This window comes from Roseomonas sp. F4, from assembly GCF_053891155.1.
On record NZ_JBSSHK010000005.1, the window covers coordinates 595,877 to 619,786 of the forward strand.

The following is a 23,910-nucleotide window of genomic DNA, read 5'->3' on the forward strand; positions in this document are numbered from 1 at the left end:
CCAATTCTTCACGACTGCCTCAGCACGCGCACGCCGCTTGCATTGGTTCACCAATCTGCGAATATGGCTCACCAATTTGGGCCAATCCGCCCCTCAGGAGCCGCCGCGATGTCCACCTATCCCCCCGGCGTCCGCACCTCCCCCGACATGCCCATCCCGAACCGGATGAAGGCCTGGGTGCTGGGCGGGCCGGATGAGCTGTTCCAGACCAGCAAGCCGGTGCCCATGCCCGGCCGGGCGGAGGTGCTGGTGCGCATCGACGCCGTGGCGATCTGCGCCACCGACCTCGAGATCATCCATTACGGTTCCCCCGCCAAATTCCAGGGCGGCCTGCCCTTCCACAAGAACTTCACGCCGGGCCACGAATACATGGGTACCGTGGCGGCGCTCGGCCCGGGCGTGGATGAGTACCGGATCGGGGAACGGGTGACGGTCGAAATCCATGCCGGCTGCGGCCAGTGCAAGCGCTGTCGCCAGGGCATGTACACGGCCTGCCTAAACTACGGTCAGAACTACGGCGATGTGGACAAGGGCCATCGCGCCAATGGTTTCACCACCGATGGCGGCTTCTGCGAGTACCAGGTCAACAACATCAACACCCTGGTCCGCGTACCGGATTCGATGACCGATGAGGAGGCGACGCTGGTCGTTACCGCCGGCACCAGCATGTACGGGCTGACGGAGCTCGGCGGGCTGGTGGCCGGGGAGAGTGTGGTGGTGATCGGCCCCGGCCCGATCGGGCTGCTCGCCGCCGGCGTCGCCAAGGCGCTCGGCGCCACCCCGGTCGTGCTGGTCGGCACGCGGGACGGGCGGCTGGAGATCGGCCGCAAGCTGGGCGCCGACCGCGTGGTGAATGTGAAGAACGAGGATGCGGTGGCGGTGGTGAAGGAGCTGACGCGCGGCCTCGGCGCCGACTACGTCATCGAATGCGCCGGTACGCAGGACGCCATCAATATGGCGACCGCCATGGTCAATCGCGGTGGCAAGATCTGCCTCGCCGCCTTCCCGCATGACCCGGTGACCGTCGACCTGCCGCAGATCGTCCGCAACAACGTCTATCTGTACGGCATCCGCGGCGAAGGCCGCAGTGCCACGCATCGCGCCATGGCCTTCATGGCGGAACGCCGCTTCGATGCGCGGCTGGTCCATACCCACAGCTTCCACCTGGACGACCTGCCGGAGGCGCTGCGCCATGCGCGGGACCGCGTGGATGACGCGATCAAGGTCGTGGTGAAAACGCGCGGCGCCGAAGCGCAGCGCCTGGCCGCCGAATGAGGAACGCCGAGATGACCCAGGACACCCCCACCCTGCCCGCCCCCGACGGATGGCCCGAGGCGCTGCGCCGGGAGTTTTTGGACAACCAGTTCAATGGCTGCGTCGGCAGTATCCTGGTCTCGGAGACGGAGAAGCTGCGCGTCTGGCATCTGCGCCTGCCGCCCGGCAAACGCTGCAACTTCCACCGCCATGTGCTGGACTATTTCTGGACCGCCCATAATGCCGGCCAGGCGCGCGGCTACTACCACGATGGCCGCATCGTCGATGTCACGCATTACGCCGGGGAGACCAAGCACTTCACCTTCCCCGCCGGCGACTTCTTCGTCCATAGCGTGGAGAATATCGGCGAGACGGAGCTGCTGTTCACCACGGTGGAGTTCAAGACCAGCGCCAACGCACCGCTGCCGGTGCCGGCAGAGATGCATCTCGAGGCGGCCTGAGGCTCAGCGCCGGACCAAAATGTAGTTCACCGTCAGGTCGATGGTCACGCCCTCCGGATCGACTGGCGGCGGGAAGGCCGGCAGTTGGGCACCGCTGAAGGGAAAGGTGGTGCCGAAGTTCAGGGAAGGTGAGCCGGAGGGGGTGAGCAGCCGCACGCTGCGCACCTGCCCGTCCGGCCCGGCCACCACCCGCACCCGGACCGTGCCGGATTCGCCCTGGCGCAGCGCCTCCATCGGGTAGGACATGTGTTGGTCCAGCCAGCGCCGGAACGCACCCTGCCAATTGGCGCCCACCTGCGCGCCACGGACCTGAAGGTTGGCATCGGCGCTGGCCTCCCCCCGCAGGATGCTCGGATCGACGCTGAGATCGAGGCCGCGCCCCGTGGGTCGACCCGCGGGCGCGCTGGGTCGCGCCGGCGCGTTGAAGGACAGGCCATCGGGCGCCCAGAGCAGCCCGGGCGGCAAGGCCGGGGCAGCGCGGCGGGCCGGCGCGGCCGGTCGCGGCGGCACCGGCGGGGCCTGTGGGGGTGGCGTCGGTAGCGCCTCGACCGGCGAAGGTTCCGCCTCCATGGGTGGCGGCGCAGGCTCAACCGATGAAGGTTCGGGCGGCGCGGGACGCGGCGGCTGCGGCATGGGCGGTGCCGGCCTGGGCGGCTCCGGTGCTGGCGGCGCGGGCCTTGGCGGTACCGGCTGCGGCAGTGGCGGCCCGGCCTCCGGCGGGGGCGGCGGTGCGGCGGGCGCGGAAGGCGTTGACGGCACATCGCCCTGCGGCGGTTCGGCCGCCGACTGTTTCGGCTGGCCTCCTTCGAACACCACCTCGATCGCTGACGGCGGCAGGTCGCGTACTTCACGTCGCGGCTGCGCCAGATAGAGCGCCAGCAACCCATGCAGCAGCAACGAGGCCAGCAGCCAGGCGAGGATGCGTCGACGCCCCCTGCCGCGCGGCGTCACCGGCGGTACCGGCCCTGCCGCGGCCACCAGCCTCAGCGATGGCGGATCTCGGCGGGGGGGAAGGTCGGGCGCCTTGCGGAAGCGCGGCATGGCGCCGGTCGGGCGGTGGTCGGGGGCGAGGTCTGCCAATGGGTCCGTTGTGACGTTCCGCCCGACATAGAGGATCCGGCGAGGCGGCGGAAATCAGTCCCTGGTGACAAAATGTGCCGCCGATCAGCCAGGGTCTGACTCTTGACCAAATGTTGAAAGGCCTAGGCCGAGGCTCCGGCGCCCGCCGGGTCCGGCCTCGCCCTGCGCAGGCGGCCGCTGGACCTTCCTTCAGCAGTACTCCGGCTATCTCCTCGCATAATGGCGGCCACCTTCTGCGGCCGCCTAGGGTCGGACCGTGATCTCCGTCACGCGACATCCCGCGCAAGATGCTCGGGCTGTTCGCGGCAGTGAAAGGATCCGGGATGCCCACAAAGCACCAGCCGCCTGGCAGCCTCCACCTGCCGACCCGCAGGGAAGCCATCGCCTTGGGAGGGGCAGCCCTGGCCCTTTCAGCCGGCCTGCCGCGCACCCCTGTAGCCGCCACGAGACCCAACGCAGAAGGACCCAGCAACATGCCCTACGTCACCACCCGCGACGGCGTCGACATCTTCTTCAAGGATTGGGGGCCGAAGGAGGCTCAGCCGATCATGTTCCACCATGGCTGGCCGCTGTCGAGCGACGACTGGGACGCGCAGATGCTGTTTTTCCTGCACCAAGGCTTCCGGGTCGTGGCGCATGACCGCCGCGGCCATGGCCGCTCGGCCCAGGTCAGCGAAGGCCATGACATGGACCATTACGCTGCGGATGCCTTCGCGGTGGCGGAGCACCTGAACCTGCGCAACGCCGTCCATATCGGCCACTCCACCGGTGGCGGCGAGGTCACGCGCTATGTCGCGAAACACGGCGAGCCCGCCGGCCGCGTCGCCAAGGCGGTGCTGGTCAGCGCGGTGCCGCCCATCATGCTGCGGACCGCGGCCTATCCCGGCGGCCTGCCGATCGAGGTCTTCGACGGCTTCCGCAAGGGCACCGCGGAGAATCGGGCGCAGACCTTCCTCGATGTCGCGGCCGGCCCCTTTTACGGCTTCAACCGGCCGGGCGCGACCGTGCACCAGGGCGTCATCCAGAACTGGTGGCGGCAGGGCATGATGGGCAGCGCCAAGGCGCATTACGACGGCATCAAGGCCTTCTCGGAAACCGACCAGACCGAGGACCTGAAGGCGATCTCGGTGCCGACGCTGGTGCTGCATGGCGAGGATGACCAGATCGTGCCGATCGACAATTCGGCGCGGCTGAGCGTCAGGCTGCTGCGCAACGGCACGCTGAAGACCTATCCGGGCTTCTCGCACGGCATGCTCACCGTGAATGCCGATGTGCTCAACCGGGACCTGCTCGCCTTCGTGAAGGGCTGATCCAGCCCTCCCCCAGGAAGGAGCAGTCAGCATGGCGAATACCGAAGGGCACGGCGCGACCGTCGTGCTGGTGCACGGTGCCTGGGCGGATGGCTCGAGCTGGAGGCGCGTCATCACGCGCCTCCAGGCCCGTGGCCTCACCGTGCTCGCGGTGCAGAACCCGACCACCAGCCTGGCCGCGGATGCCACGGCCACGCGCCAGGTGCTGGCCTCCATCGAGGGGACGGTGGTGCTCGCCGGCCATAGCTGGGGCGGCACCGTCATCACCGAGGCGGGCGACGATCCCAAGGTGAAGGCGCTGGTCTATGTCGCCGCCTTCGCGCCGGAGACGGGGCAATCCACTGGTGACCAGGTGGCCGCGCATCCGGCGCCGCCCGGCCTGTCCGGCGTGCAGCCGGATGGCCCCGGCCATCTGCGGATGAGCGTCGAAAGCTGGATCGGCAATGTCGCGCAGGACCTGCCGGAGGCCGAGGCACGACTCCTCGCCGCCGTGCAGACCCCGCTCGGCCTGCCGACCTTCACCGACAAGGTGACGCGCACCGCCTGGGCCGACCGGCCCTGCTGGTATCTCGTCTCCACCGAGGACCGGGCGGTCAGCGTCGACTTGCAGCGCCAGCTCGCCGCGCGGCTGAAGGCCCGCACGACGGAGCTGCAGGCCGGCCACATGTCGCTGCTCTCGGCGCCGGATGCGGTGGCCCGGGCGATCGAGGAGGCGGTGGCGGCGGCCTCAGCCTGAGGGCGCTTTCCCTGACGAGAATCCCCTGAAGACGGGCCCCGGGCGCCACCGCGCCCGGGGCCGCTTTCATGGCCTCACTCGGGGCCGGAGGCATCCAGTGCCGCGGCCAACCGCACCAGCTCCGCCAGCGACCGAGCCTCCATCTTCCGCATCGCGCTAGCGCGGTGGATCTTCACGGTGATCTCGCTGAGGCCGAGCTGGAAGGCGACTTCCTTGTTCATCCGCCCGGCCGCGACCAGCGCCATTACCTCGCGCTCCCGCAGCGACAGGCTGGCATAGCGCAGCCGCAGCGCGCCGAGGTCGTGCTCCGTCGCACGCCTGGCGCGGTCGCGCTCCAGCGCCAGGGCGACGGCATCCAGCATCTCGTGGTCGCGGAACGGCTTGGTCAGGAAATCCACCGCCCCCGCCTTCATCGCCCGCACCGACATCGGGATGTCGCCATGCCCGCTCATCAGGATGGTGGGCAGGCGGATGCCGAGGCCCTGCAGCTGCTCCTGCAGGTCGAGTCCGCTCATATCCGGCAGCCGCACATCCAGCACGATGCAGCCCGGCACCTCCGGCGGCGGCGGCGCGGCGAGGAAGGCGCGGCCGGAGGCATAGCTCTGCACATCGTGCCCGGTGGAGCGGAAAAGGCTGCGCAGCGCGGCCGAAAGCGAGGCGTCATCCTCGACCAGATGGATCAGGCCGGCGCTCACGGCGCGGCCGGCAGGGTGAAATGGATCACCGCCCCGCCGCCCGGCGCATGGCTGGCCCAGATCCGCCCGCCATGCGCCTCGACGCAGGCGCGGCAGATGGCGAGGCCGACCCCGATGCCGCAGGCCTTGGTGGTGAAGAAGGGCTCGAAGACGCGGCCCAGCCGGTCTTCGGCGATGCCAGTGCCGGTATCGGACACGTCGATCCGCACCCAGCCATCCTGCACCGCGGCCTGTACCGTGATATCGCGCGGCTCCGGCATGCCGGCCATCGCCTGGGCCGCGTTCACCAGCAGGTTGGTGATGATCTGCCGCAGCCGCGACTGGTCCGCCAGCACGCGGTGGCTGCCCGGCTCCAGCCGCAGCACCAGCCGGGCACCGGCCGCCTGCAGGTCCCGATCCACCAGCTGCGCGCAATCGCGGATCGCCTCCGCGATGTCGAGCGGCACGGGCACCAGCGGGGCGTTGCTCAGCAGCAGCCGCGTGCGGTCGACCACGTCCCGCGCCCGCAATGCATCGGCGACGGCGGCATCGATCGCCGCCTCCGCCTCAACCAGCTCCGGCTGCGGCCGCCGCAGCCAGCGCAGCGCGGCCTCCGCATTGGTCACCACCGCGGCCAGCGGGTTCTTCACCTCATGCGCGATGGAGGCGGTGACGACACCAACAGTGGCCGCATGCGTCGCCCGCGCCAGCTCGCGCTCCACCCGCGCCAGCCGGGCCTGGTCCGCCTTGTAGTCGGAGATATCGACCACGGTGACCACGATGCCGCCCCAGTCCTCCGGCCTGCGCGGCAGCAGGGCAGTGACCAGGCAATCACGCTGGCTGCCATCGGCACGGCGCACCCGGCTTTCCGAGCGGTAGAGGCGGTCGCCCCGCGCCATCGCATCGATCCAGCGCGGCACGGTCTGCACCGAGGCCGGCACCACATCCTGCAAAGGGCCCAGCAGCAGGGTCTTGTCGCTGACACCCATCAGCTCGAGTGTCGCAGCGTTTACGTCGGTGACGCGGATGGTGGCGTGCAGGCGCTGCACCAGCTCCGGATTGGCAGCCAGATGCGCAGGAATCGCGATGCCGGCCCGGCGCAGCTCCGCCAGGGCGCGCCCCACCTCGCTCCAGTCCTCGACCCAGATGGAGATGCCGGCGCTGTTTGGATGCGCCCGCACCGCCTCGCCCGGCGGCGCGGGCCAGAGGGTGGCGGCCGAGGCCAGCAGGATGCCGGCCACCAGCACCGCGCCGCCGGCCGCGTCCTGGCCGGCCGGCAGCAGCAGCAGCCCGAGCGGCGCGGTGGCGAGCCCGAGCAGGGCGGCGGCGCGGCGTATCCGCGTGCCCCTGCTAGCGCGCATGGCCCGTCACCTCCCGCAGACAGTGCGCGATGGTGCCGGCATCGAAGGGCTTGCTCAGGAAATGCCGCGCCCCGCCGGCCATGGCCTGTTCGCGGATCGCCTCCTCGGGGAAGGCGGAGATGACGATGACAGGCAGGGCTGGCCAGCGCTCGCGGACCGCGCGCTGCAACTCCAGCCCGCTCATGCCCGGCATCTGGACATCGGTGAGCAGGCAGCCGGCGGCGCCGCCGTCCTCGCCGCTGAGAAAGGCCTCTGCGCTGTCGAAGGCGCGCACCTGGTAGTCGAGGGAGCGCAGCAGGCGCGACAGGGCGACGCGGATCGCGGCGTCATCATCGACGATGACGACCACAGGCGCGCCCATGGGTGTGGGTTCGGCCACCGCGCTAGGACCCCGGCGCCGGCAAGGTGAAGTGGAAGGTCGTGCCGGCTTCCGGCGTGCTGGTCGCCCAGAGCCTTCCGCCATGGCCCTCGACGCAGTTCCGGCAGATGGCGAGCCCCATGCCCATGCCGTCGGGACGCGTCGAATGGAAAGGGTCGAAGATGCGCGGCAGGCGCTCCGGCTCGATGCCGATGCCGTGGTCATGTACCTCGGTGTGAATCTGCGCCGCCTCCCGCCGCAGCGTCACGGTCAGGTCCCGCGGGCCCTGCCGGTCGGCCATCGCCTGCGCGCCGTTGATCAGCAGGTTGACCAGCACCTGCTGGATCTGGATCGGATCCGCCAGAACCAGCGGCAGCCCGGCCTCGGCGTTGAAGTGCACCGAGGTGCCGAATCCGCGCAACTCCCGCTGGACGAGCAGGATCGCCTGGCGCGCGGTCTCGGCCAGGTCGATCGGGTTGCCTCGGCGTGGCGAGTTGCTCAGGAAGGCGCGGGTGCGGGCCACCACGTCCCGTGCCCGCGTGGCATCCGCGATGACGTCCGCGGCGGCCGCCTCGGCCTCCGCCAGGTCCGGCACCGGGCGGCGCAGCCAGCGCAGGCAGGCTTCCGCGTTGCTGACGATGGCGGAAAGCGGCGAATTGACCTCATGCGCAATGGTGGCGGTCAGCGCCCCCACAGTGCTGACGCGGGCGGCCCGCGCCAGCTCGGTCTCCGCCGCCACCAGCCGGGCCTGCGTTGCCTTGAAGGAGGTGATGTCGATGGCGGAGACAATGATGTCCCGGAACCCATCGAGGCTGTCCGGCAATTCGGCGACGAACAGCGTGTCTAGCTCGCTGCCATCCGGCCGGGTGATATGCGCCTGCGAGCGGAAGAAGGGCGCGTCGGCGGCGAAGGCCACGATCCATTCGATGAAGGTGCTGTCGGTGTCCGGCAGGATGCGGTCGAGCGGCCCGATGAAGGACTGCTTTCCCCCGGCGCCCATCATCTGGACCGTGAAGGCGTTCACGTCCCGCACCATCACCTGCTGGCGCAGGGCGCGTTCCTCACCCGGATGCTGGGTGAAATAGGCGCGCATGTCATGAATACCCGCCCGCTTCAGGGCCAGGATGGCGTGGCCCACGGCGGTCCAGTCCTCCCGCCACAGGGAAATGCCGGCCCGCTCGAAGATCGCATGGCTGCGGGACTCCGCCGCTGCCACGCGCCGCAGCAGGCGCAGCGCCAGGACGGCCGCGGCGGCGAGCAAGGCGGCGCCGGCAAGCGCCAGAAGTGCGGCTGCCCAGGATGGCCCGGCAAGCCAGGCCAGCGCCAGCACCCCGCCAGCCGAAGCGGCGGGCGCGACCAGCAGGGCGGCGTCGCGCCCGGTGCGCAGGGCGCGGGCGAAGCGGGTGCGCTGCGCCGCCGGCTGCGCCCAGCGTGGCAGCCCGGCGCCGTCACCGCTGCCGGTTGCCGACGGCGAAGGCTCGGCCGGCCAGAGGGAAAACACCTCCCTCATCCGACGGGCCTGATGGTGCGGGTCGGCTGCCGCGCGCGGCACCCGGCCCAGAAGCTGCCGCGAGACGGCCTGCTGGCGGGGACGTGTTGGGGCGGGATCAAGGCTGCTTGGGTGTCCAGCGGGTCGGGATGGGAAAGCGCGAGGACCCGCGCCATGCTCCGGAAGAGGATGGTTGCGCGCCACGTCCGCAAGGTACCGCATGGGCGCAATCCTCGGCGATGGGGATGAGTGGCGGCACGCCGCCCCGGCACGCGCCAGAGGATCTCCGCCAGCATCCCCCGATCGCCCGGTTCACGTGGATCAGCGATGGCGGCACAGGCCCGACCTCCAGGTCAACGCCCCCTGGGAGGATGCCCGGCTGGCAGTTCGTGCAACCAGCAGCATCATCCTTCGTCCCTGGCGCCAAGGTCCATTGAAGGCCACAACCCCGGGCGGAGGCAATCATACGAAGGTATGCCGGCGCGTCCGAGGTGGTGCCAAAAGGACCGGCCGGATAGCCCCGGCACCCGGGCGGTTTCATGTACAACCATGCCTTTATCGGGCAGGTTGGAGCCGGGCGAGCACGGAGGCATCGGATTTGCGCAGGGTTCGACAGGATGAGCAGCCCTCCCTCCTCTCGACCACTCCGCCTTCCTCCGCGCAAAGGCGGCTCGCGGCGAGCGTCATGGCGTCGCTGCTGATCGGCCTGGCCCTCGCGGCGCCGCATGCGCAGGCTCCGCTGGTGGGCTCCCAGGTGCTGCTGCCAGCCTATGCCGCGGCGCTGGTGGTCATCGAACTGGTCACCGGGGCGCTGCTGCTGGCACTGTTCTCCGTGCACCGTATCCTCGCCGTGATGCTGCTGGCCGCCGCCTATCTGTTCTCCGGCCTCATGGTGGTGCCCTGGGCGCTGACCTTTCCGGGCGTATTCGACGCCATGGGCCTGCCGCCGGCCGGGCCGCAGACCACCGCCTCCATCGCCGCAATGCGCCGGCTCGGCTTCGCGCTGCTGCTCATGGCCTATGCGCTGCTGGCCTGCCGGCAGACGCGCACGGCGGCGCCACGGCGCGGCGGGATCGCCGTCGCGGCCTGCATCCTGGCGGTGGTCGTCGCGGTCTCCGGCCTCGCGGTCCTCGTTGTCCGGAACGAGGCGCTGCTGCCGCGCTTCATGCTGGATACGGCGACCATCACCGCGAACTGGACCTATTTCGCCATCCTGATCACCGCGATCTACGCCATCACGCTCGCCATCCTGCTGCTGCGCGGCTGGTCGGTGCTGGACCTGTGGCTTGCCGTGGTCACCTTCTCGCTGCTTATCGACATCCTGATGCTGAGCTTCATCAGCGAGGGGCTGCGCCTCAGCCTCGGCTGGTGGGCCGGACGGCTCTATGGGCTGGTGGCCGCCATGGTGGTGCTGTTCGTGCTGCTGGCGCAGACCACGACCCTGTCCGCGCAGCTTGCGCGCGCCGTCGCGGCGGAGCGGCGGGCGCGGGAGGCGCGGCTGGTCTCGATGCAGGCGCTGTCCGCCTCCATCGCGCATGAGGTCAACCAGCCCTTGGCCGGCATGGTGACCAATGCGGATGCCGGGCTGCGCTGGCTGGCGCGTAACCCGCCGGACCTGGCTGAGACCCGCGCGGCGCTGGAGCGGATCGGCCGCGACGGGCTACGCGCCGGCCGCATCATCGATGGCATCCGCGCCATCTTCCGCAAGGGCGATCAGGAACGGGTGACGCTGGACCTCAACCGGCTGTTGCAGACCGTGCTGATGCGCTGCGCGGCGGAGGCTCGCCCACATGACGTGACGCTGGAATGGCGGCTGGGGGAGCGGCTACCGCCGGTCAGCGGCAGCGCGGCGCAGCTGGAACAGGTGGTTTCCAACCTTGCCAACAATGCCTTCGAGGCTATGTCGGGCATCAGGGGCCGGCGGCTCGTGCTGCGGGTTACCAGCCATGCGGCCCCGAAGGGCGAATTGCAGGTTTCCTTTGCCGATGCCGGGCATGGCGTTGCGGAGGAGCAACGGCGCCGTATCTTCGAGCCATTCTTCACCACCAAGCCGGAAGGGACGGGCATGGGCCTGATGTACTGCCAGTCGATCCTGGAGGCGCATGGTGGCCGGCTCTGGGTCGAAGACAACGTGCCGCACGGCGCCATCTTCCACTTCGCCCTGCCGGCCGCCCCCGGCCGCGAGGGGCCGCGGGGCATCGCCGCATGACGCCGGTGGTGTTCATCATCGACGACGATCAGGCGATCCGCGAGTCGCTGCAGAGCCTGCTGCGTTCGGTCGGCCACGAGGTGCAGGCGCATGCCTCGACGCGGGATTTCCTCGCCGCGCCACGCCGCGACGTACCCGGCTGCCTGGTGCTGGATGTGCGCCTGCCCGGCCAGAGCGGGCTGGAATTCCAGCGCGCCCTGGCGCAGCTCGGCCTGCCGCTGCCGATCATCTTCATCACCGGCCATGGCGACGTCCCGATGTCGGTCGCCGCCATGAAAGCCGGCGCGATCGAGTTCCTGACCAAGCCGTTCCGCGACCAGGACCTGCTGGATGCCGTGCATCGCGGCATCGCGCTCAGCGAGGCGCGCCGCGACGACGCCGCGGCGCTCGCCGTGCTGCAGGCGCGCTATGCCACGCTGACGCAGCGGGAGCGGGAGATCATGACCATGGTCGCCGCCGGGCAGATGAACAAGCAGGTGGCGGCGCAGCTCAATCTCAGTGAGATCACCGTGAAGGTGCATCGCGCGCAGGCGATGGCGAAGATGCAGGCACGATCGCTGCCCGAACTGGTGCGCATGGTGGACCGACTTTCGCTCCGTTAGCCCCGACGGCGCGATACCTTCGTATAATCGTCCTGGCGCGGGGGCATGGCAGCTCCCTTGCATAGGCCGCCCGCCGGCGGGGCGCGCGGCCGGGGATCCAGGGCACCGGAGCGTGGCGATGGTCGTAGCCGAAGGATCAGGCCCGGCCATACCACCGCATAATTGTTTCAACCCTGCCCTCCTCGGCATCGTCCGCCCCGCATCGGAACCCTCCGGTGCAGGCGATCCGGCGCCTCGGCACCGGGCCTGATCCCAGGAAGGAACATCCGATGAGGCACCTCCCCGCCATTGCCGCCAGCCTGCTGCTGGCCACCGCCGTCACGCTGCCGGCCGCCGCCCAGACCCTGATGAGCTGCCAGGTGCAGGAGGTTCGCGGGTCCGGTGAGAATACCGAGGTCGTCTACAACATGAACTGCATGCCCGTGGTCGGCGGCGATGCCACCCGGGTGGAAGCCACGGGCATGGGCGAATACCGCGTCACCTACGGCAATGGCCGCCCGGCCTTCGGTGGCGGCCCGGTCTATATCCTGCGCTTCAACAGCGAGCTCGGCGCCCCCGGCGAGACCCGCTACGGCGCGCCGCTCGACGGCAATCCGGGCACGCCGCGCCGCTGAGGCGCGCCGCCGGAGGCACCGCCTCCGGCAAAGCCCTGCCTGCCACCGCCACGCTCGCGAGGATGACACCCATGCCCGAAGCCAAGCCCATGGCCGGCCGCCAGTTGTTGACGCCCGGCGACCACACGCTGGTGATGATCGATTTCCAGCCGCAGATGGCCTTCGCCACCAAATCCATCAGCGCCATCGAACTGCGCAACAACGCCGCCCTGCTGGCCAAGGCCGCCAAGGGTTTTGGCGTTGCCACCATCCTGACCACCGTCGCCGCCAAGGGCTTTTCGGGCCCGATGTTCGACGAGGTGACGGCGCCTTTCCCCGGCCAGCCGCTGCTCGACCGCACCAGCATGAATGCCTGGGAAGATGCGGCGGTGACGGACGAGGTGAACCGCCTCGGCAAGTCGCGCATCGTGCTCAGCGGGCTCTGGACCTCGGTCTGCATCGTCGGGCCGGCGCTGTCGGCGCTTGACCAGGGCTTTGCGGTCTATGTCGTGGGCGATGCCTGCGGCGATGTCTCGGCGGAGGCGCATGACCGCGCGATGGACCGCATGGTGCAGGCCGGCTGCGTGCCGATGACCTCGTTGCAATACATGCTGGAGCTGCAGCGCGACTGGGCACGGGCCGAGACCTACGACATGACGACCGGCGTGGCGCGCCAGCTCGGCGGTGCCTATGGCATCGGCATCACCTATGCGAAGTCCATGTTCGGCGCCAGCGAAGGGCATTGACGGGCCGATGGCGCCCTACATCATCTCGACGCTGCTCGGGCTCGGCGTGGGCGTCGTCTATGGGTTGTTCGGCGTGCGGTCTCCTGCCCCGCCGGTGATCGCGCTGCTCGGCCTGCTGGGGATGCTGGTGGGCGAGCAGGCGGTGGGCTGGTGGCGTGGCCATATCGACCTGGCGCAGGCCGTGACGCGCATCTGCGCGCACGGCACGCACCAACCCAAGCCGGACAGGGAGCACGAGACATGACCGATGGGCACGAGCTGATCCTCGTCAATGGCCGCTTCACCACGCTGGATCGCGCCAACCCGGCGCCGGAAGCGGTCGCCATCACCGGCGGCCGCTTCGTCGCGGTGGGTGGGATGCGGGAGGTGCGCGATGGCGCCGGCCCCGCCACGCGGGTGATCGACCTCGGCGGCCGGCGCGCGATCCCGGGGCTGATCGACAGCCACATGCACATCATCCGCGGCGGCCTGAACTACAACATGGAGCTGCGCTGGGACGGCGTGGCGAGCCTGTCCGATGCCATGGCCATGCTGCGCGCGCAGGTCGCGGTCACGCCGCCGCCGCAATGGGTGCGCGTGGTCGGCGGCTTCACGCGCCACCAATTCGCGGAGAAGCGGCTGCCGACGATCGAAGAGCTGAACGCCGCGGCGCCCGACACGCCCATCTTCATCCTGCACCTCTATGACCGCGCCTTGCTGAACGCCGCCGCGTTGCGCGTCGTCGGCTATACCAAGGACACACCCGACCCGCCGGGCGGGGAGATCCAGCGCGACGCCGCGGGCAATCCCACCGGCCTGCTGCTGGCCCGCCCCAATGCCACCATCCTGTATGCGACGCTGGCACGCGGCCCAAAGCTGCCGCCGGAGTACCAGCTGAACTCCACCCGGCACTTCATGCGGGAGATGAACCGCCTCGGCGTCACCGGCGTGATCGATGCGGGCGGCGGCTTCCAGAACTATCCCGAAGATTACGAGATCATCCGCAAGCTGCATGCGGAAGGCGAGCTGACGCTGCGCATCGCCTACAACCTGTTCACCCAGAAGAAGGGCGAGGAGGTCGCGGACTTCACCCGCTGGGCCGGCATGGTGCAGCCCGGGCAGGGCGATGACAGCCTGCGCCATAACGGTGCCGGCGAGATGCTGGTCTTCTCCGCCGCCGATTTCGAGGATTTCCGGGAGCCGCGCCCCGAACTGCCGGTGGAGATGGAGGCGGAGCTGGAGCAGGTGATCCGCGTGCTGGTCGCCAATCGCTGGCCCTGGCGCCTGCACGCCACCTATGACGAAACCATCACCCGCGCGCTGGACGTTTTCGAGAAGGTGAACCGCGACCAGCCGATCGACGGGCTGCACTGGATCTTCGACCATTGCGAGACGATCAGCGACCGCAATATCGACCGCGTCGCAGCGCTCGGCGGCGGCATCGCCGTGCAGCACCGCATGATGTACCAGGGCGAGGACTTTTCCGAACGCTACGGCGCGGAGGCCACGGCGCGCACGCCGCCGATCGCCCGCATGCTCGCCAGCGGCGCGAAGGTCGGCGCGGGCACGGATGCGACGCGGGTCGCCAGCTACAATCCCTGGGTCTCGCTGGCCTGGCTCGTCACAGGCCGCACGCTCGGCGGGCTGCGCATGTACCCGCCGGCGAACCGGCTGGACCGCGAACAGGCGCTGCGGCTGTGGACGGAGCAGAACACGTGGTTCTCCACCGAGGAGGGCAAGAAGGGCCAGATCAAGGTCGGCCAACTCGCCGACCTCGCCGTGCTGTCCGAGGATTATTTCCAGGTTCCGGAGGAGCGGATTCTGCATCTGGAATCCGTGCTGACGCTGCTGGGCGGCAAGGTTGTGCATGGCGCAGGCGACTTCGCCGATCTCGCGCCCGCGCTGCCCGCGGCGATGCCGGACTGGTCGCCGGTGCGACGCTTCGGCGGCTATCAGCGCGGCACGCCGCGGCTGATGGCGGATGATGCGGCGGCGGCTGCCGCCTGCGGCTGCGCCAGCGCCTGCGCCGTGCACGGCCATGCCCATGGCCGCGCCTGGGGCACGGAGGCACCTGCCGCCGATGCCGCCGGCTTCTGGGGCGCCTTCGGCTGCGGCTGCTGGGCGGTATGAGGACGCTGCTGCCCTCGCCCTGGCTGCCGCGGCTCGCGCTGCTCGGCCTCTGCGCCGCCTATATCCAGGGCGGGCTGAACAAGCTGCTCGACTTCCCCGGGGCGGTGGCGGAGGCCGCGCATTTCGGCCTTCCGCTGCCTGCGGCGACGGCAGCACTGACCATCCTGCTGGAACTTGGCGCCAGCGCCCTGGTGCTCTCCGGTCGCTACCGCGCGGCCGGCGCGTTGGCGCTGGCCGGCTTCACCCTCGCCGCCACCTTCATCGCCAATCGCTTCTGGACGCTCCCCGAGGGGCATGAGCGCTTCATGACGGCGAACGCCTTCTTCGAGCATCTGGGACTGGTCGGCGGCTTCCTGCTCGTCGCCTGGTGGGACGCCGGGCGATGAGCGAGCCGAGCGCCTTCGCGCCCTTGCGCCACAAGGTCTTCGCCGTGCTCTGGACGGCGACCGTTCTCGGCAATATCGGCACCTGGATGCGGGATGTCGGCTCCGGCTGGCTGATGACCTCACTCGCGCCCTCCCCGGTCATGGTGGCGCTAGTGCAGGCGGCGAGCACGCTGCCGGTCTTCGTGCTGGCCCTGCCGGCGGGCGCGCTGGCGGATCTGATGGACCGGCGCCGGTTGCTGATCGGCGTGCAGGCCTTTTTGGGCGTGGTGGCGCTGACACTCGCCATCACCACGGCGCTGGGGCTGATGACGCCCTGGCTGCTTCTGATGCTGGTGCTGGCCGGCGGGGCGGGTGCCGCGCTGGGGGCGCCCGCATGGCAGTCAGCCGTGCCCGAAATGGTGCCGCGCGCCGATCTGCGGCCGGCCATCGCGCTGAACTCGCTCGGCGTGAATGTCAGCCGTGCCATCGGCCCGGCGCTGGGTGGCGTCATCGTTGCGACGCTGGGCGTGGCGGCGACCTACCTTGCGGATGCGATCAGCTACGTCATCGTCATTGCCGCGCTGCTCTGGTGGCGCCGCGCCGCGCCGGCGGTGGAAGGCCCGCGCGAAAGCCTGCCGGGGGCGATGCAAGCGGGGCTGCGCTATGCCTTGCATGCGCCCGCCCTGCGCCGCGTCCTGCTGCGCGCGGCCATCTTCTTCGCTTGCGGTGCCGCGCATTGGGCGCTGCTGCCGCTGCTGGCGCGGCAGACGCTGGCCGGCGGCCCGGGGCTCTATGGCTTCATGCTGGCCGCGATCGGTCTCGGCGCGGTGCTTGGCGCCCTGCTGATGCCCTGGCTGCGGACGCGGCTCGGCGGCGCGGAGGGTTTGATGCTGTTCGGCGCGCTGGGCAGCGCCGCAGCGCAGGCCGGCCTGGCGCTGGCGACGACGGGCATCCTCGCCGTGCTGCTATGCCTGCTGGCAGGCATCGCCTGGATCACCGTGCTGACGACGCTGAACGCCACCGTTCAGGCGGTGCTGCCGAACTGGGTGCGCGGGCGCGGGCTGGCGCTGTATCTCACAGTGTTTTCTGGCGCGATGGCGTTGGGAAGCCTGGGCTGGGGCCAACTGGCCAGTTGGCTTGGCATTCCCGGCGCGCTGCTGGCGGCCGCCGCCGGCGGCGGGGCGACGGTATTGCTGGCACGTGTCCTGCCGCTGCCCTCGGGCGAGGATGAACTTGACCCCTCCCGTCACTGGCCCGACCCGCATGCGGCCGTGGCGGAGCCGGCGGAGCGGGGACCGGTCGCAATCCAGGTGACCTATCGCGTGGCACCGGACCGCCATGCGGCCTTCCACGCCGCGATCCGCCCGCTCGGCGTGATCCGCCGTCGCGACGGCGCCCTGGCCTGGGCGGTCTTCGTCGATGCGGCGGACCCCGAGCGGATCGTCGAATGGTTCGTGCTGGCGAGCTGGGCAGAACATCTCCGCCAGCATGGACGCGTCACCGTCGCGGATCGGGCCGTGCAGCAGGCGGTGGCCGCGCTACACGAGGGCGACGCACCACCCCACGTCACGCATCTGCTCGGCCTGCGATGACGCCCTGCGCATCGCGCCCTTTGCATCAAGGGGCCGGGCGCACGCTCGTCGCCAAAGTCCACTCATCCGCCCGCGCCGTGTGCTGCAATCCCGCCCGCACACCCCAGAGATTCACCTGATGGTGCATGGGCACGAGGCCGACATCGCGCATCGCGATCTCGGTGGCCTGGATGAAGATCTGCCGGCGCGCCTCGTCGTCGAGCGTCGCCAACCCCTGCGCCACCAGCCGGTCGACTTCCGCATTTGAGTAGCGCGACCGATTGGAGGCTCCCTGCCCGGTCGCACGATTATAGGTGGCGAGCAGCGATCCGAGCGGCGAGGAAGGCTCGGCGGTGTCGATGCCCCAGCCACCAAAGATCATCGAGTAGTCCTGTCGGCTGGCGGCGGTGATCCAGGTGGCGAAGGGCAGCGCCTGCACCTCCGTCTGGATGCCGATACGTGTCAGCATCTGACCAACAGCCTGGCAGATCCGCTCGTCATTCACGTAGCGGTTGTTGGAGCAGTGGATGGTCAGATTGAAGCCATTTGGAAAACCCGCCTCCGCAAGCAGACGACGGGCGCCCGCCGGGTCGTGGGGCGGGACCGGCAGCGTCGGTGTCCAACCGAACCAGTCGCGCGGCATGACCTGCCCCGTCGCCTCCGCCGCACCATCCATGACACGGGAGACGATGGCTTCCCGGTTCATCGCCAGGCTCACCGCCTGCCGCACCCGCAGGTCGCGGAACGGATTCTGCGCCATGGGCTGACCCTGCCGGTCGCGCACGAAGGGGGAGGCACGCTCGAGGTGATCGACAAAGACATACATGTTGCGGTTCGAGATGGCGCGGCTGACGCGGAAGCGCGTATCCCGCTCCACGCGCGCAATATCACTGGTCGGCAGCGCGTCGATCAGGTCGACGTCGCCGGACAGCAGCGCGGCGACGCGCGATGCGGCGCTGCGCATGAAGCGCGTGGTCACCGTGCCCCAGGGCTGCGCGCCACCCCAGTAGTCGGGATTGCGTTCCATCACGATGCTTTCGCCCTGGCGCCAGCTGACGAAGCGATAGGGCCCGGTGCCGATCATCGCCTTGCCGCTGTTGTAGTCCGCGGTGCTCGCTCCCTCGCCATGCTTGCGAGAGACGATGCCAAAGGTGCTGAGATAAACGGGCATCAGCGGGAACACGCCGTTGGTACGGAAGCGGATGGTGTGGGCATCCACCACCGTGGTCTCCGCGATCTGGCGCAGATACAGGCCGAAGGAGGAAGGGCTGTTCGGCACGGACGGCGCGCGCTGCACGGTGAAGGCGACGTCGTCCGCCGTGAAGGGTGACCCATCATGCCAGGTCACACCTTGCCGCAGCTTGAACTCCCAGGTCGTCTCATCGACGGCGCGCCAGGACTCGGCAAGGCCCGGCTGCAGGCGCTGCTGCGCATCCTGCAGGATCAGCGGATCGAAGAAGTGCGCGGACACCGCCTTGTTCGGCGCCAGATTGTGGAAGTGCGGGTCTGTCGAGGTGATGTCCGCCTCCACCGCGATACGCAGCGTCGGTGCCGTCTGAGCCCGGGGGCCAGCGCCCAGCGGGGTCAGGGACATGAGCAGTGCGCAGGCGGCCAACAAGCTGCGACGGGGCTGTGGTGCGGGCATCCTCGGTTCGCTCCTAGGTGATGGGATATTCAGCCGGGCGGCATGCGCAGCAGTTCACGCGCATCCGCAGGCGTGGCGACTTCGCGCGCCATGTCGCGCGACATGCGGGCGATGCGGTGCACGATGTCCGCGTTGGTCGGGCAGCCAAGTTCCGGGTAGTGGTAGTCCCCCAGCCCCGGCGCGACATGGCCCCCCTCTGCGATGGCCATGGCCGCGCAGGGGAAGATGTTGGCATGCTTCGTACAGACTGCCCATTGGATGCTCTCATCCTTGGGAATGGCGTGCAGAAAGGCCGCGAGGCCCGCCGGCGTCGCCTCATGCCCGGCCAGCCGTCCGCCGCCGCAGAGCGGGATCTTCGCCAGCGCGGGATTGTCCAGCAGCCCCATTTCGATGAAGGCGGCCGTGGCGCGCATGAAGGCCACGGTCCAGACACCGACGCTGGGCTTCACACCCAGTTCCTTCATCGTGCGCGCGAAGAACATGCAGCTTTCGATGCTGTTCTGATAGACTTTGTCGGTCGTCTCCCAGCGCTTCTCCGCAGGGTTGTACCGATCCATGTTGGTGCTGCCGATATCGATCGTCGCGATGTCCGGCTTCGACGCCGCGACATGCTTCACCCGGTCCTCCGCCTCGCCTTCCAGATACACATTGCCGAGCGTGGTGTGGATCAGGATGTCGCTCCGCGCGCGGATCTCCTTCGTGATCTCCGCATAGAGCTCCGGACTGTGACTGCGCTCGCCATTCGGGCCGCGCGCATGGACATGCACGATCGAGGCGCCGGCCTCCCGGCACCGCGCCGCATCCTCGGCGATCTCGCGTGGCGAATAGGGGATGTGCGGATTGGGTCCGCGCTTCTCCCACTCGTTCAGACGCACGTTGATGATGAGCTTCTTGGTCATGGTCACCTCAAAGGTCTAGCAAGCGGCGTGCCGCGAAAAATCAGGCGCGGATCCCGAGCATGGCGCGGGTCTCAGCCGGGGTTGCGGGTTCCCGCCCGAAGCCGCGGGCAAGGCCTGCGAAAAAGCGGACCAGCTCCGCATTGCTGGGGCAGCCGAGTTCCGGATAGGGGTAGTCGCCGATGCCGGGCGAGAGGTGGCCGCCGCGCTCCAGCGCGACGGCTGCGGCCGGCAGCAGATTTCCCTCCTTGCAGGTCACGGTCCATTCGATGCGCCGGCCTGGCGGCAACACGTCGAGGAAGGCCAGCGTGCTTGCGATGGTGCAAGGATGTCCACCGACGATGCCGCCCTCGCAGAAGGCGAACTGCACATAGGCAGGCTCCTGAAACACGCCCATATCCATGAGCGCGTCGGCCGCGCGCAGAAAGGGGATGGCCCAGCAGGTCAGGTGCGGCTTAACTCCGACCTTGTCCATCTCCGACGCCAGATACATGCATGTGGACATGGTGTTGACATAGGTCTTGTCCGTGGTGGTGAAGCGCTTCGCCTGCGCGTCGTACACATCGATGTTGGTACTGCCGACGTCGATCGCCGCCATATCCGCACGATTGGCCGGGCCGCCCTGCATGCGGGCGATATGCGCCGCGCGCGCGGCGTCACCCTTGATGGTGTTCTGGCCCAGCGTGCAGTCGATCAGGATGTCGCTGCGCGCGCGGATGGCGCGGATGATCTCGAGGTACATCTCCGGATCATGGCTTGGCGAGCCATCCGGGTTGCGTGCGTGAAAATGCACGATGGAAGCGCCTTCCGCGGCGCAGGCGGCGGCGGTCTCGGCGATTTCCGTTGGCGTGAAGGGGATGTGCGGATTGCGGTCGCGCGGCGCGTATTCGTTGATGCGCGCCATGATAATGACCTTCTTGGCCATGGTCTGGTTCCTCCCCTTCAAGCCTTGGCGATACCGGCGCGAACCGCACGCGCCGCCAGCTCCTCCCGCCCCTCGCGCATCTCCTCGATGGTGCCGTAGGCGAGCATGTAGTGGCCGCGGTAGCCGGCGCGTTCGATCAACGCGAAGGTCGCTTCGAAATCGACCGTGCCATCTCCCGGCTTGAGATGTTCTTCCTTGCCGCCACGATTGTCCGCGAGGCGCACCTCCTCCATGCGGGTAGGGCCAAAGGCTTCGAAGAAGCCGGCGATGCCGATGGGCAGCATGTGGGCGTGATTGGCCGTGAAGGTCCAGCCGATGCTGGCAGGGTCCAGGCGGTCGAAGTAGTAGCGGCATTCCTCGACATCGCAGGCGAGATAACGAACCTCGGCATCGGCGGGTTCGGGATTCATGTTCTCCAGCAGCAGCCGGACACCCCGTGACCTGGCATAGTCGCCGAGCCACTTCAGGCGCTCCACGCCCTTCGCCATGCGGCGTTCATAGTCGCCGGTGAAGTGGAACCCGCCATGCATGACGATCCAGCCGGCGCCGAGCGGGCCTGCCAGATCGATGTAGCGCCGCAGATACTCATCCACCGCCTCGCTGAGGAAGGGCGCGGTCTCGGCGGCATTCACGGCGGACAGGGTATGCAGGCCAAGCTGGATGCCTGCCGCCTCCGTGGAACGGCGGACGCCGGCGATGCGCGCCGCGTCGAAGCTACTGAAGACATTGCCGGTGTCACCGAGGCGGACGTCGATCACGCTGACGCCCGATGCGGCGGACCAGGCGACGGCGTCCTCGATCGGCAGTCGGGCGCCGAAGTCGATTCCGATGCGGTCCCTGAAGCCTGTCACGATGGCTACGCCCCTCCTGGATTGTTGACGATCCTGAGGGAAGCCCCGCCCGAGTCGTCCTGTCAATGCGATATTGCCGCGTAAAATGGCACGCCCTGCCTGAAAAGCGCGCTGTGGCATACAAGTGCCGCATCAGCCGATGCCTTGGTTGTTGACAAGATACCGCTTTCGGATTGCCATAGGGTCCGACCAGGCCGGAGACCCGCGTGACCGACCCGCACGACATGCCGCTGCCCGTTGCGCCGCTCGATCCCCAGGCGCCCAGGCGCCAGGTTGCCTACGACCCGGCACGTCCCCTCACGCGTCCCTTCGTCCCGAACAGCGCCGCCTTCCGCGCCGGCCTAACTTCACCCCGCGCCTTCCTCGAGGAGCGACTGGCCACGATCGAGCGGGATGAGCCCGCGGTCGCGGCCTTCGTCACGCATGACCCGGAAGCCGCGCGCCGTGCGGCCGATGCGTCGACGGCCCGGTGGCGCGCCGGTCAGCCACTTTCGCCGGTCGATGGCATGCCGCTGGTGGTCAAGGACATGATAGAGACCATCGATCTGCCGACCCAGATGAACAGCCCGATTTTCCGGGGCTACCAGGCGCAGCGCGATGCCGCCTGCGTGCGGGCGCTTCGTCAGGCGGGTGCCGTGGTCATCGGCAAGACGGTGACCACGGAATTCGCCTGTGGCAATTCCGGGCCGACCCGCAACCCCTATGACAGCATCCGCACCCCTGGCGGATCGTCCTCGGGCTCCGCCGCGGCGGTCGGTGCGGGCATGGCCTCGCTCGGCCTCGGCACGCAGACGCACGGCTCCACCATTCGTCCGGCCGGCTATTGTGGCGCCTATGCGCTGAAGCCAACGCATGGCGCTCTGCATATCGGTGGGTTGGCACCGCTGGCGCCGACGCTGGACCATCTCGGCGTGATCGGTTCGAGCCTAGAGGATGTCTGGGCCGGCGCCCGCGCCATCGCCCGCTTCGCGGGTGGCACGCCGCCGCAGCCTGCCCTGGCAGGGCCGGATGAAGCCCCGCCCGCACAGGCGCCGCGAACCCTGGTACGGCTGGACACGCTCGGCTGGGCCGAGACGCCGCCCTCGTCCCAGGCCGCCTTCGAGGTCGCCATCGAGGCCGTCGCGCGTAGCGGCGTGCGCATCCTGACAGCCGACAATGATCCCGCGACCGCGGCGCTGGAGCAGGCGCTGCGCGAGATCAACGAGTTCGCTAATGATCTGCTGGCCTGGGAAGCGCAATGGCCCCTGCGGGCCTATCGCGCGCATGGCGCCGGCATGGTCGGCGAACGCATTCACAACCTGCTGGCGCGCGCCGACGGCATGGATGAAGCGCGCTACCTCCGCGCCTTGTCCGACCGTGTGAAGCTGCGCGCGCGGCTGGCGGATTTTGTGGGCCATGCCGATGGCTTCGTGATGCTCTGTTCCTCCGGCCCCGCCATCCAGGACCATGCCTTCACCGGATCGCGCAGCTATGCGCTGCCTTGGACCTTGTTCGGCGCGCCCGCTTTCGCGCTGCCGCTGCTGGTTGCGGATGAATTGCCGCTCGGCCTGCAGGTGGCGGGCTTCGCCGGACAGGATGCGGAAACCTGCGCCATCGCGGCGTGGGTGCGCGACACGCTGCTGCCACACGCCTGATAGGAGTGAAGACCATGCGTCGCCGACAGCTGCTGGCAAGCCTTCCCGCTGTGCTTGCAAGCCCCGCCGTGCTCGCGCAGGGCAGCTTTCCGAACCGCCCGATCCGCTTCCTGGTGGGCTTCCCGCCCGGCGGCACAACGGACATCGCGGCGCGGCTGATGGCGCCGAAGATGCAGGCGCTGCTGGGCCAGCCGGTGGTGGTGGAGAATCGCGCCGGCGCGCATGGCAACATCGCCTCCGAACATGTCGTGCGCTCGCCGCCGGATGGGCACACCATCCTGATGGGCACGATTGGTGGGCTTTCGATCAACCCCGTCATGTACGGCAATCTGAGCTTCGACCCGCAGACCGACCTCACGCCGATCACGCGTGTCGCCATGATCGTCAATGTGCTGGCGATTCCGGCTGAGCGCAGTTGGCGGAGCGTGCAGGACGTCATCGCCGCGTCGAAGCAGCGGCCGCTGAATTACGGTTCCTCCGGCTCCGGCGGCGCTGGCCACCTGGCGGGCGAGCAACTCAACCTGATGGCGGACGTCCGTAACGTGCACGTGCCCTATCGCGGCGGTGCGCCGCTGGTGACGGATCTGGTGACCGGTCAGGTCGATTTCGCCTTCACCCCCGCCTCCGGCGCCAAGGCGCTGGCCGAAAGCGGCCGTCTGCGAATGCTGGCGGTCTCCACCAAGGCGCGCAGCCCGCTGCTGCCGGACATCGCCGCGGTTTCGGAAACCGCCGGGCTGGGCGAGTTCGACATGCAGGATTGGAGCGGCATGATGGCCCCGCGCGGGCTGCCAGCGCCGATCCTGTCGGCGCTACATGGCGCGGCGACCGCGGCGCTGCGGGATCCGGAACTGGTCGCAGCACTCGGCGCCCGCGCCATTCAGGCGACGCCCTCCACGCCGGAGGAATTGGACGCTTTCATCAAGGCCGAAACAGCGAAGTGGGCGCCGATCGTACGGGCTTCGGGCGCCACGCCGGGCTGAGCCATGCTTGAAGTGGCTGCGTCAAGACGGTAGCAGCCACCGTAACCGGGGGGTCGCAGGC

At 69.3% G+C, this 23,910-nt stretch carries 23 protein-coding genes; 14 read left to right on the forward strand and 9 right to left on the reverse strand.

Annotation, left to right across the window (positions count from 1 at the left end; translation table 11 throughout):
- Positions 1–108 precede the first annotated feature (108 nt).
- A complete protein-coding gene (locus tag ACVFYP_RS22665; RefSeq protein WP_499202485.1) occupies positions 109–1,275 on the forward strand; it encodes a zinc-dependent alcohol dehydrogenase in 1,167 nt (388 codons plus the stop codon).
- A gap of 11 nt (positions 1,276–1,286) precedes the next feature.
- The gene (locus ACVFYP_RS22670; RefSeq protein WP_499202486.1) at positions 1,287–1,715 is read left to right on the forward strand and encodes a cupin domain-containing protein; all 429 of its coding nucleotides are present in this window, start codon (positions 1,287–1,289) and stop codon (positions 1,713–1,715) included.
- Between the two features lie 3 nt (positions 1,716–1,718).
- On the opposite strand, the gene ACVFYP_RS22675 is transcribed toward ACVFYP_RS22670, so the two are convergent.
- Positions 1,719–2,795 carry an energy transducer TonB gene (locus ACVFYP_RS22675; protein ID WP_499202487.1) on the reverse strand — a complete coding sequence of 359 codons (1,077 nt, stop codon included), beginning with the start codon at positions 2,793–2,795 and terminating at the stop codon, positions 1,719–1,721.
- 473 nt (positions 2,796–3,268) lie between these two features.
- Between ACVFYP_RS22675 and ACVFYP_RS22680 the strand changes: the two genes are divergently transcribed.
- The gene (locus ACVFYP_RS22680; RefSeq protein WP_499202488.1) at positions 3,269–4,105 is read left to right on the forward strand and encodes an alpha/beta fold hydrolase; all 837 of its coding nucleotides are present in this window, start codon (positions 3,269–3,271) and stop codon (positions 4,103–4,105) included.
- Between the two features lie 31 nt (positions 4,106–4,136).
- Positions 4,137–4,841 carry an alpha/beta fold hydrolase gene (locus tag ACVFYP_RS22685; protein ID WP_499202489.1) on the forward strand — a complete coding sequence of 235 codons (705 nt, stop codon included), beginning with the start codon at positions 4,137–4,139 and terminating at the stop codon, positions 4,839–4,841.
- A 74-nt stretch (positions 4,842–4,915) separates the two neighbouring features.
- Here ACVFYP_RS22685 and ACVFYP_RS22690 read toward each other — a convergent pair whose 3' ends face one another.
- Genes ACVFYP_RS22690 through ACVFYP_RS22705 form a run of 4 tightly spaced genes read right to left on the reverse strand, consistent with a single transcriptional unit; the run spans position 4,916 to position 8,735 of the window.
- Complete coding sequence (locus ACVFYP_RS22690; protein WP_499202490.1) at positions 4,916–5,536, reverse strand: response regulator transcription factor; 621 nt, start codon at positions 5,534–5,536, stop codon at positions 4,916–4,918.
- The gene (locus ACVFYP_RS22695) at positions 5,533–6,876 is read right to left on the reverse strand and encodes a sensor histidine kinase (protein ID WP_499202491.1); all 1,344 of its coding nucleotides are present in this window, start codon (positions 6,874–6,876) and stop codon (positions 5,533–5,535) included. Before ACVFYP_RS22695 ends, ACVFYP_RS22690 begins: the two co-directional genes overlap by 4 nt.
- Complete coding sequence (locus tag ACVFYP_RS22700; RefSeq protein WP_499202492.1) at positions 6,866–7,255, reverse strand: response regulator transcription factor; 390 nt, start codon at positions 7,253–7,255, stop codon at positions 6,866–6,868. Before ACVFYP_RS22700 ends, ACVFYP_RS22695 begins: the two co-directional genes overlap by 11 nt.
- A gap of 4 nt (positions 7,256–7,259) precedes the next feature.
- Positions 7,260–8,735 carry a sensor histidine kinase gene (locus ACVFYP_RS22705; protein ID WP_499202493.1) on the reverse strand — a complete coding sequence of 492 codons (1,476 nt, stop codon included), beginning with the start codon at positions 8,733–8,735 and terminating at the stop codon, positions 7,260–7,262.
- A 673-nt stretch (positions 8,736–9,408) separates the two neighbouring features.
- Between ACVFYP_RS22705 and ACVFYP_RS22710 the strand changes: the two genes are divergently transcribed.
- The 8 genes from ACVFYP_RS22710 (at position 9,409) to ACVFYP_RS22745 (ending at position 16,939) form a co-directional block, all read left to right on the forward strand.
- Positions 9,409–10,932, forward strand: a complete 1,524-nt coding sequence (locus ACVFYP_RS22710; RefSeq protein WP_499202494.1) for a sensor histidine kinase — start codon at positions 9,409–9,411, stop codon at positions 10,930–10,932.
- Positions 10,929–11,534: a response regulator transcription factor gene (locus tag ACVFYP_RS22715; protein ID WP_499202495.1), complete on the forward strand. Its 606-nt coding sequence runs from the start codon at positions 10,929–10,931 to the stop codon at positions 11,532–11,534. Before ACVFYP_RS22710 ends, ACVFYP_RS22715 begins: the two co-directional genes overlap by 4 nt.
- 269 nt (positions 11,535–11,803) lie before the next feature.
- Positions 11,804–12,148, forward strand: coding sequence for a hypothetical protein (locus tag ACVFYP_RS22720; protein ID WP_499202496.1), 345 nt, complete (start codon positions 11,804–11,806; stop codon positions 12,146–12,148).
- A gap of 71 nt (positions 12,149–12,219) precedes the next feature.
- Complete coding sequence (locus tag ACVFYP_RS22725; protein WP_499202497.1) at positions 12,220–12,873, forward strand: hydrolase; 654 nt, start codon at positions 12,220–12,222, stop codon at positions 12,871–12,873.
- Between the two features lie 7 nt (positions 12,874–12,880).
- Positions 12,881–13,117 carry a XapX domain-containing protein gene (locus ACVFYP_RS22730; protein WP_499202498.1) on the forward strand — a complete coding sequence of 79 codons (237 nt, stop codon included), beginning with the start codon at positions 12,881–12,883 and terminating at the stop codon, positions 13,115–13,117.
- On the forward strand, positions 13,114–14,982 hold the full coding sequence (locus ACVFYP_RS22735; protein ID WP_499202499.1) for an amidohydrolase: 1,869 nt from the start codon (positions 13,114–13,116) through the stop codon (positions 14,980–14,982). Before ACVFYP_RS22730 ends, ACVFYP_RS22735 begins: the two co-directional genes overlap by 4 nt.
- The gene (locus tag ACVFYP_RS22740; protein WP_499202500.1) at positions 14,979–15,368 is read left to right on the forward strand and encodes a DoxX family protein; all 390 of its coding nucleotides are present in this window, start codon (positions 14,979–14,981) and stop codon (positions 15,366–15,368) included. The genes ACVFYP_RS22735 and ACVFYP_RS22740 overlap by 4 nt, the downstream gene beginning before the upstream one ends.
- Positions 15,365–16,939 (forward strand): MFS transporter, encoded by a 1,575-nt coding sequence (locus tag ACVFYP_RS22745; protein ID WP_499202501.1) that lies wholly within the window; start codon positions 15,365–15,367, stop codon positions 16,937–16,939. The genes ACVFYP_RS22740 and ACVFYP_RS22745 overlap by 4 nt, the downstream gene beginning before the upstream one ends.
- A gap of 25 nt (positions 16,940–16,964) precedes the next feature.
- Here the strand turns inward: ACVFYP_RS22745 and ACVFYP_RS22750 are convergent, their stop codons facing one another.
- The 4 genes from ACVFYP_RS22750 to ACVFYP_RS22765 form a co-directional block, all read right to left on the reverse strand.
- Positions 16,965–18,512 (reverse strand): ABC transporter substrate-binding protein, encoded by a 1,548-nt coding sequence (locus ACVFYP_RS22750; RefSeq protein ID WP_499202502.1) that lies wholly within the window; start codon positions 18,510–18,512, stop codon positions 16,965–16,967.
- Between the two features lie 80 nt (positions 18,513–18,592).
- Positions 18,593–19,462, reverse strand: coding sequence for a beta-keto acid cleavage family enzyme (locus ACVFYP_RS22755; protein ID WP_499202503.1), 870 nt, complete (start codon positions 19,460–19,462; stop codon positions 18,593–18,595).
- 40 nt (positions 19,463–19,502) lie between these two features.
- Positions 19,503–20,384, reverse strand: coding sequence for a beta-keto acid cleavage family enzyme (locus ACVFYP_RS22760; RefSeq protein WP_499202504.1), 882 nt, complete (start codon positions 20,382–20,384; stop codon positions 19,503–19,505).
- 17 nt (positions 20,385–20,401) lie between these two features.
- Positions 20,402–21,235: a sugar phosphate isomerase/epimerase family protein gene (locus tag ACVFYP_RS22765; RefSeq protein WP_499202505.1), complete on the reverse strand. Its 834-nt coding sequence runs from the start codon at positions 21,233–21,235 to the stop codon at positions 20,402–20,404.
- Between the two features lie 206 nt (positions 21,236–21,441).
- On the opposite strand from ACVFYP_RS22765, the gene ACVFYP_RS22770 reads away from it, so the two are divergent.
- Together ACVFYP_RS22770 and ACVFYP_RS22775 are read left to right on the forward strand one after the other, a co-directional pair.
- A complete protein-coding gene (locus ACVFYP_RS22770) occupies positions 21,442–22,869 on the forward strand; it encodes an amidase (protein ID WP_499202506.1) in 1,428 nt (475 codons plus the stop codon).
- 14 nt (positions 22,870–22,883) lie between these two features.
- On the forward strand, positions 22,884–23,849 hold the full coding sequence (locus ACVFYP_RS22775; RefSeq protein ID WP_499202507.1) for a Bug family tripartite tricarboxylate transporter substrate binding protein: 966 nt from the start codon (positions 22,884–22,886) through the stop codon (positions 23,847–23,849).
- Positions 23,850–23,910: the final 61 nt, after the last annotated feature.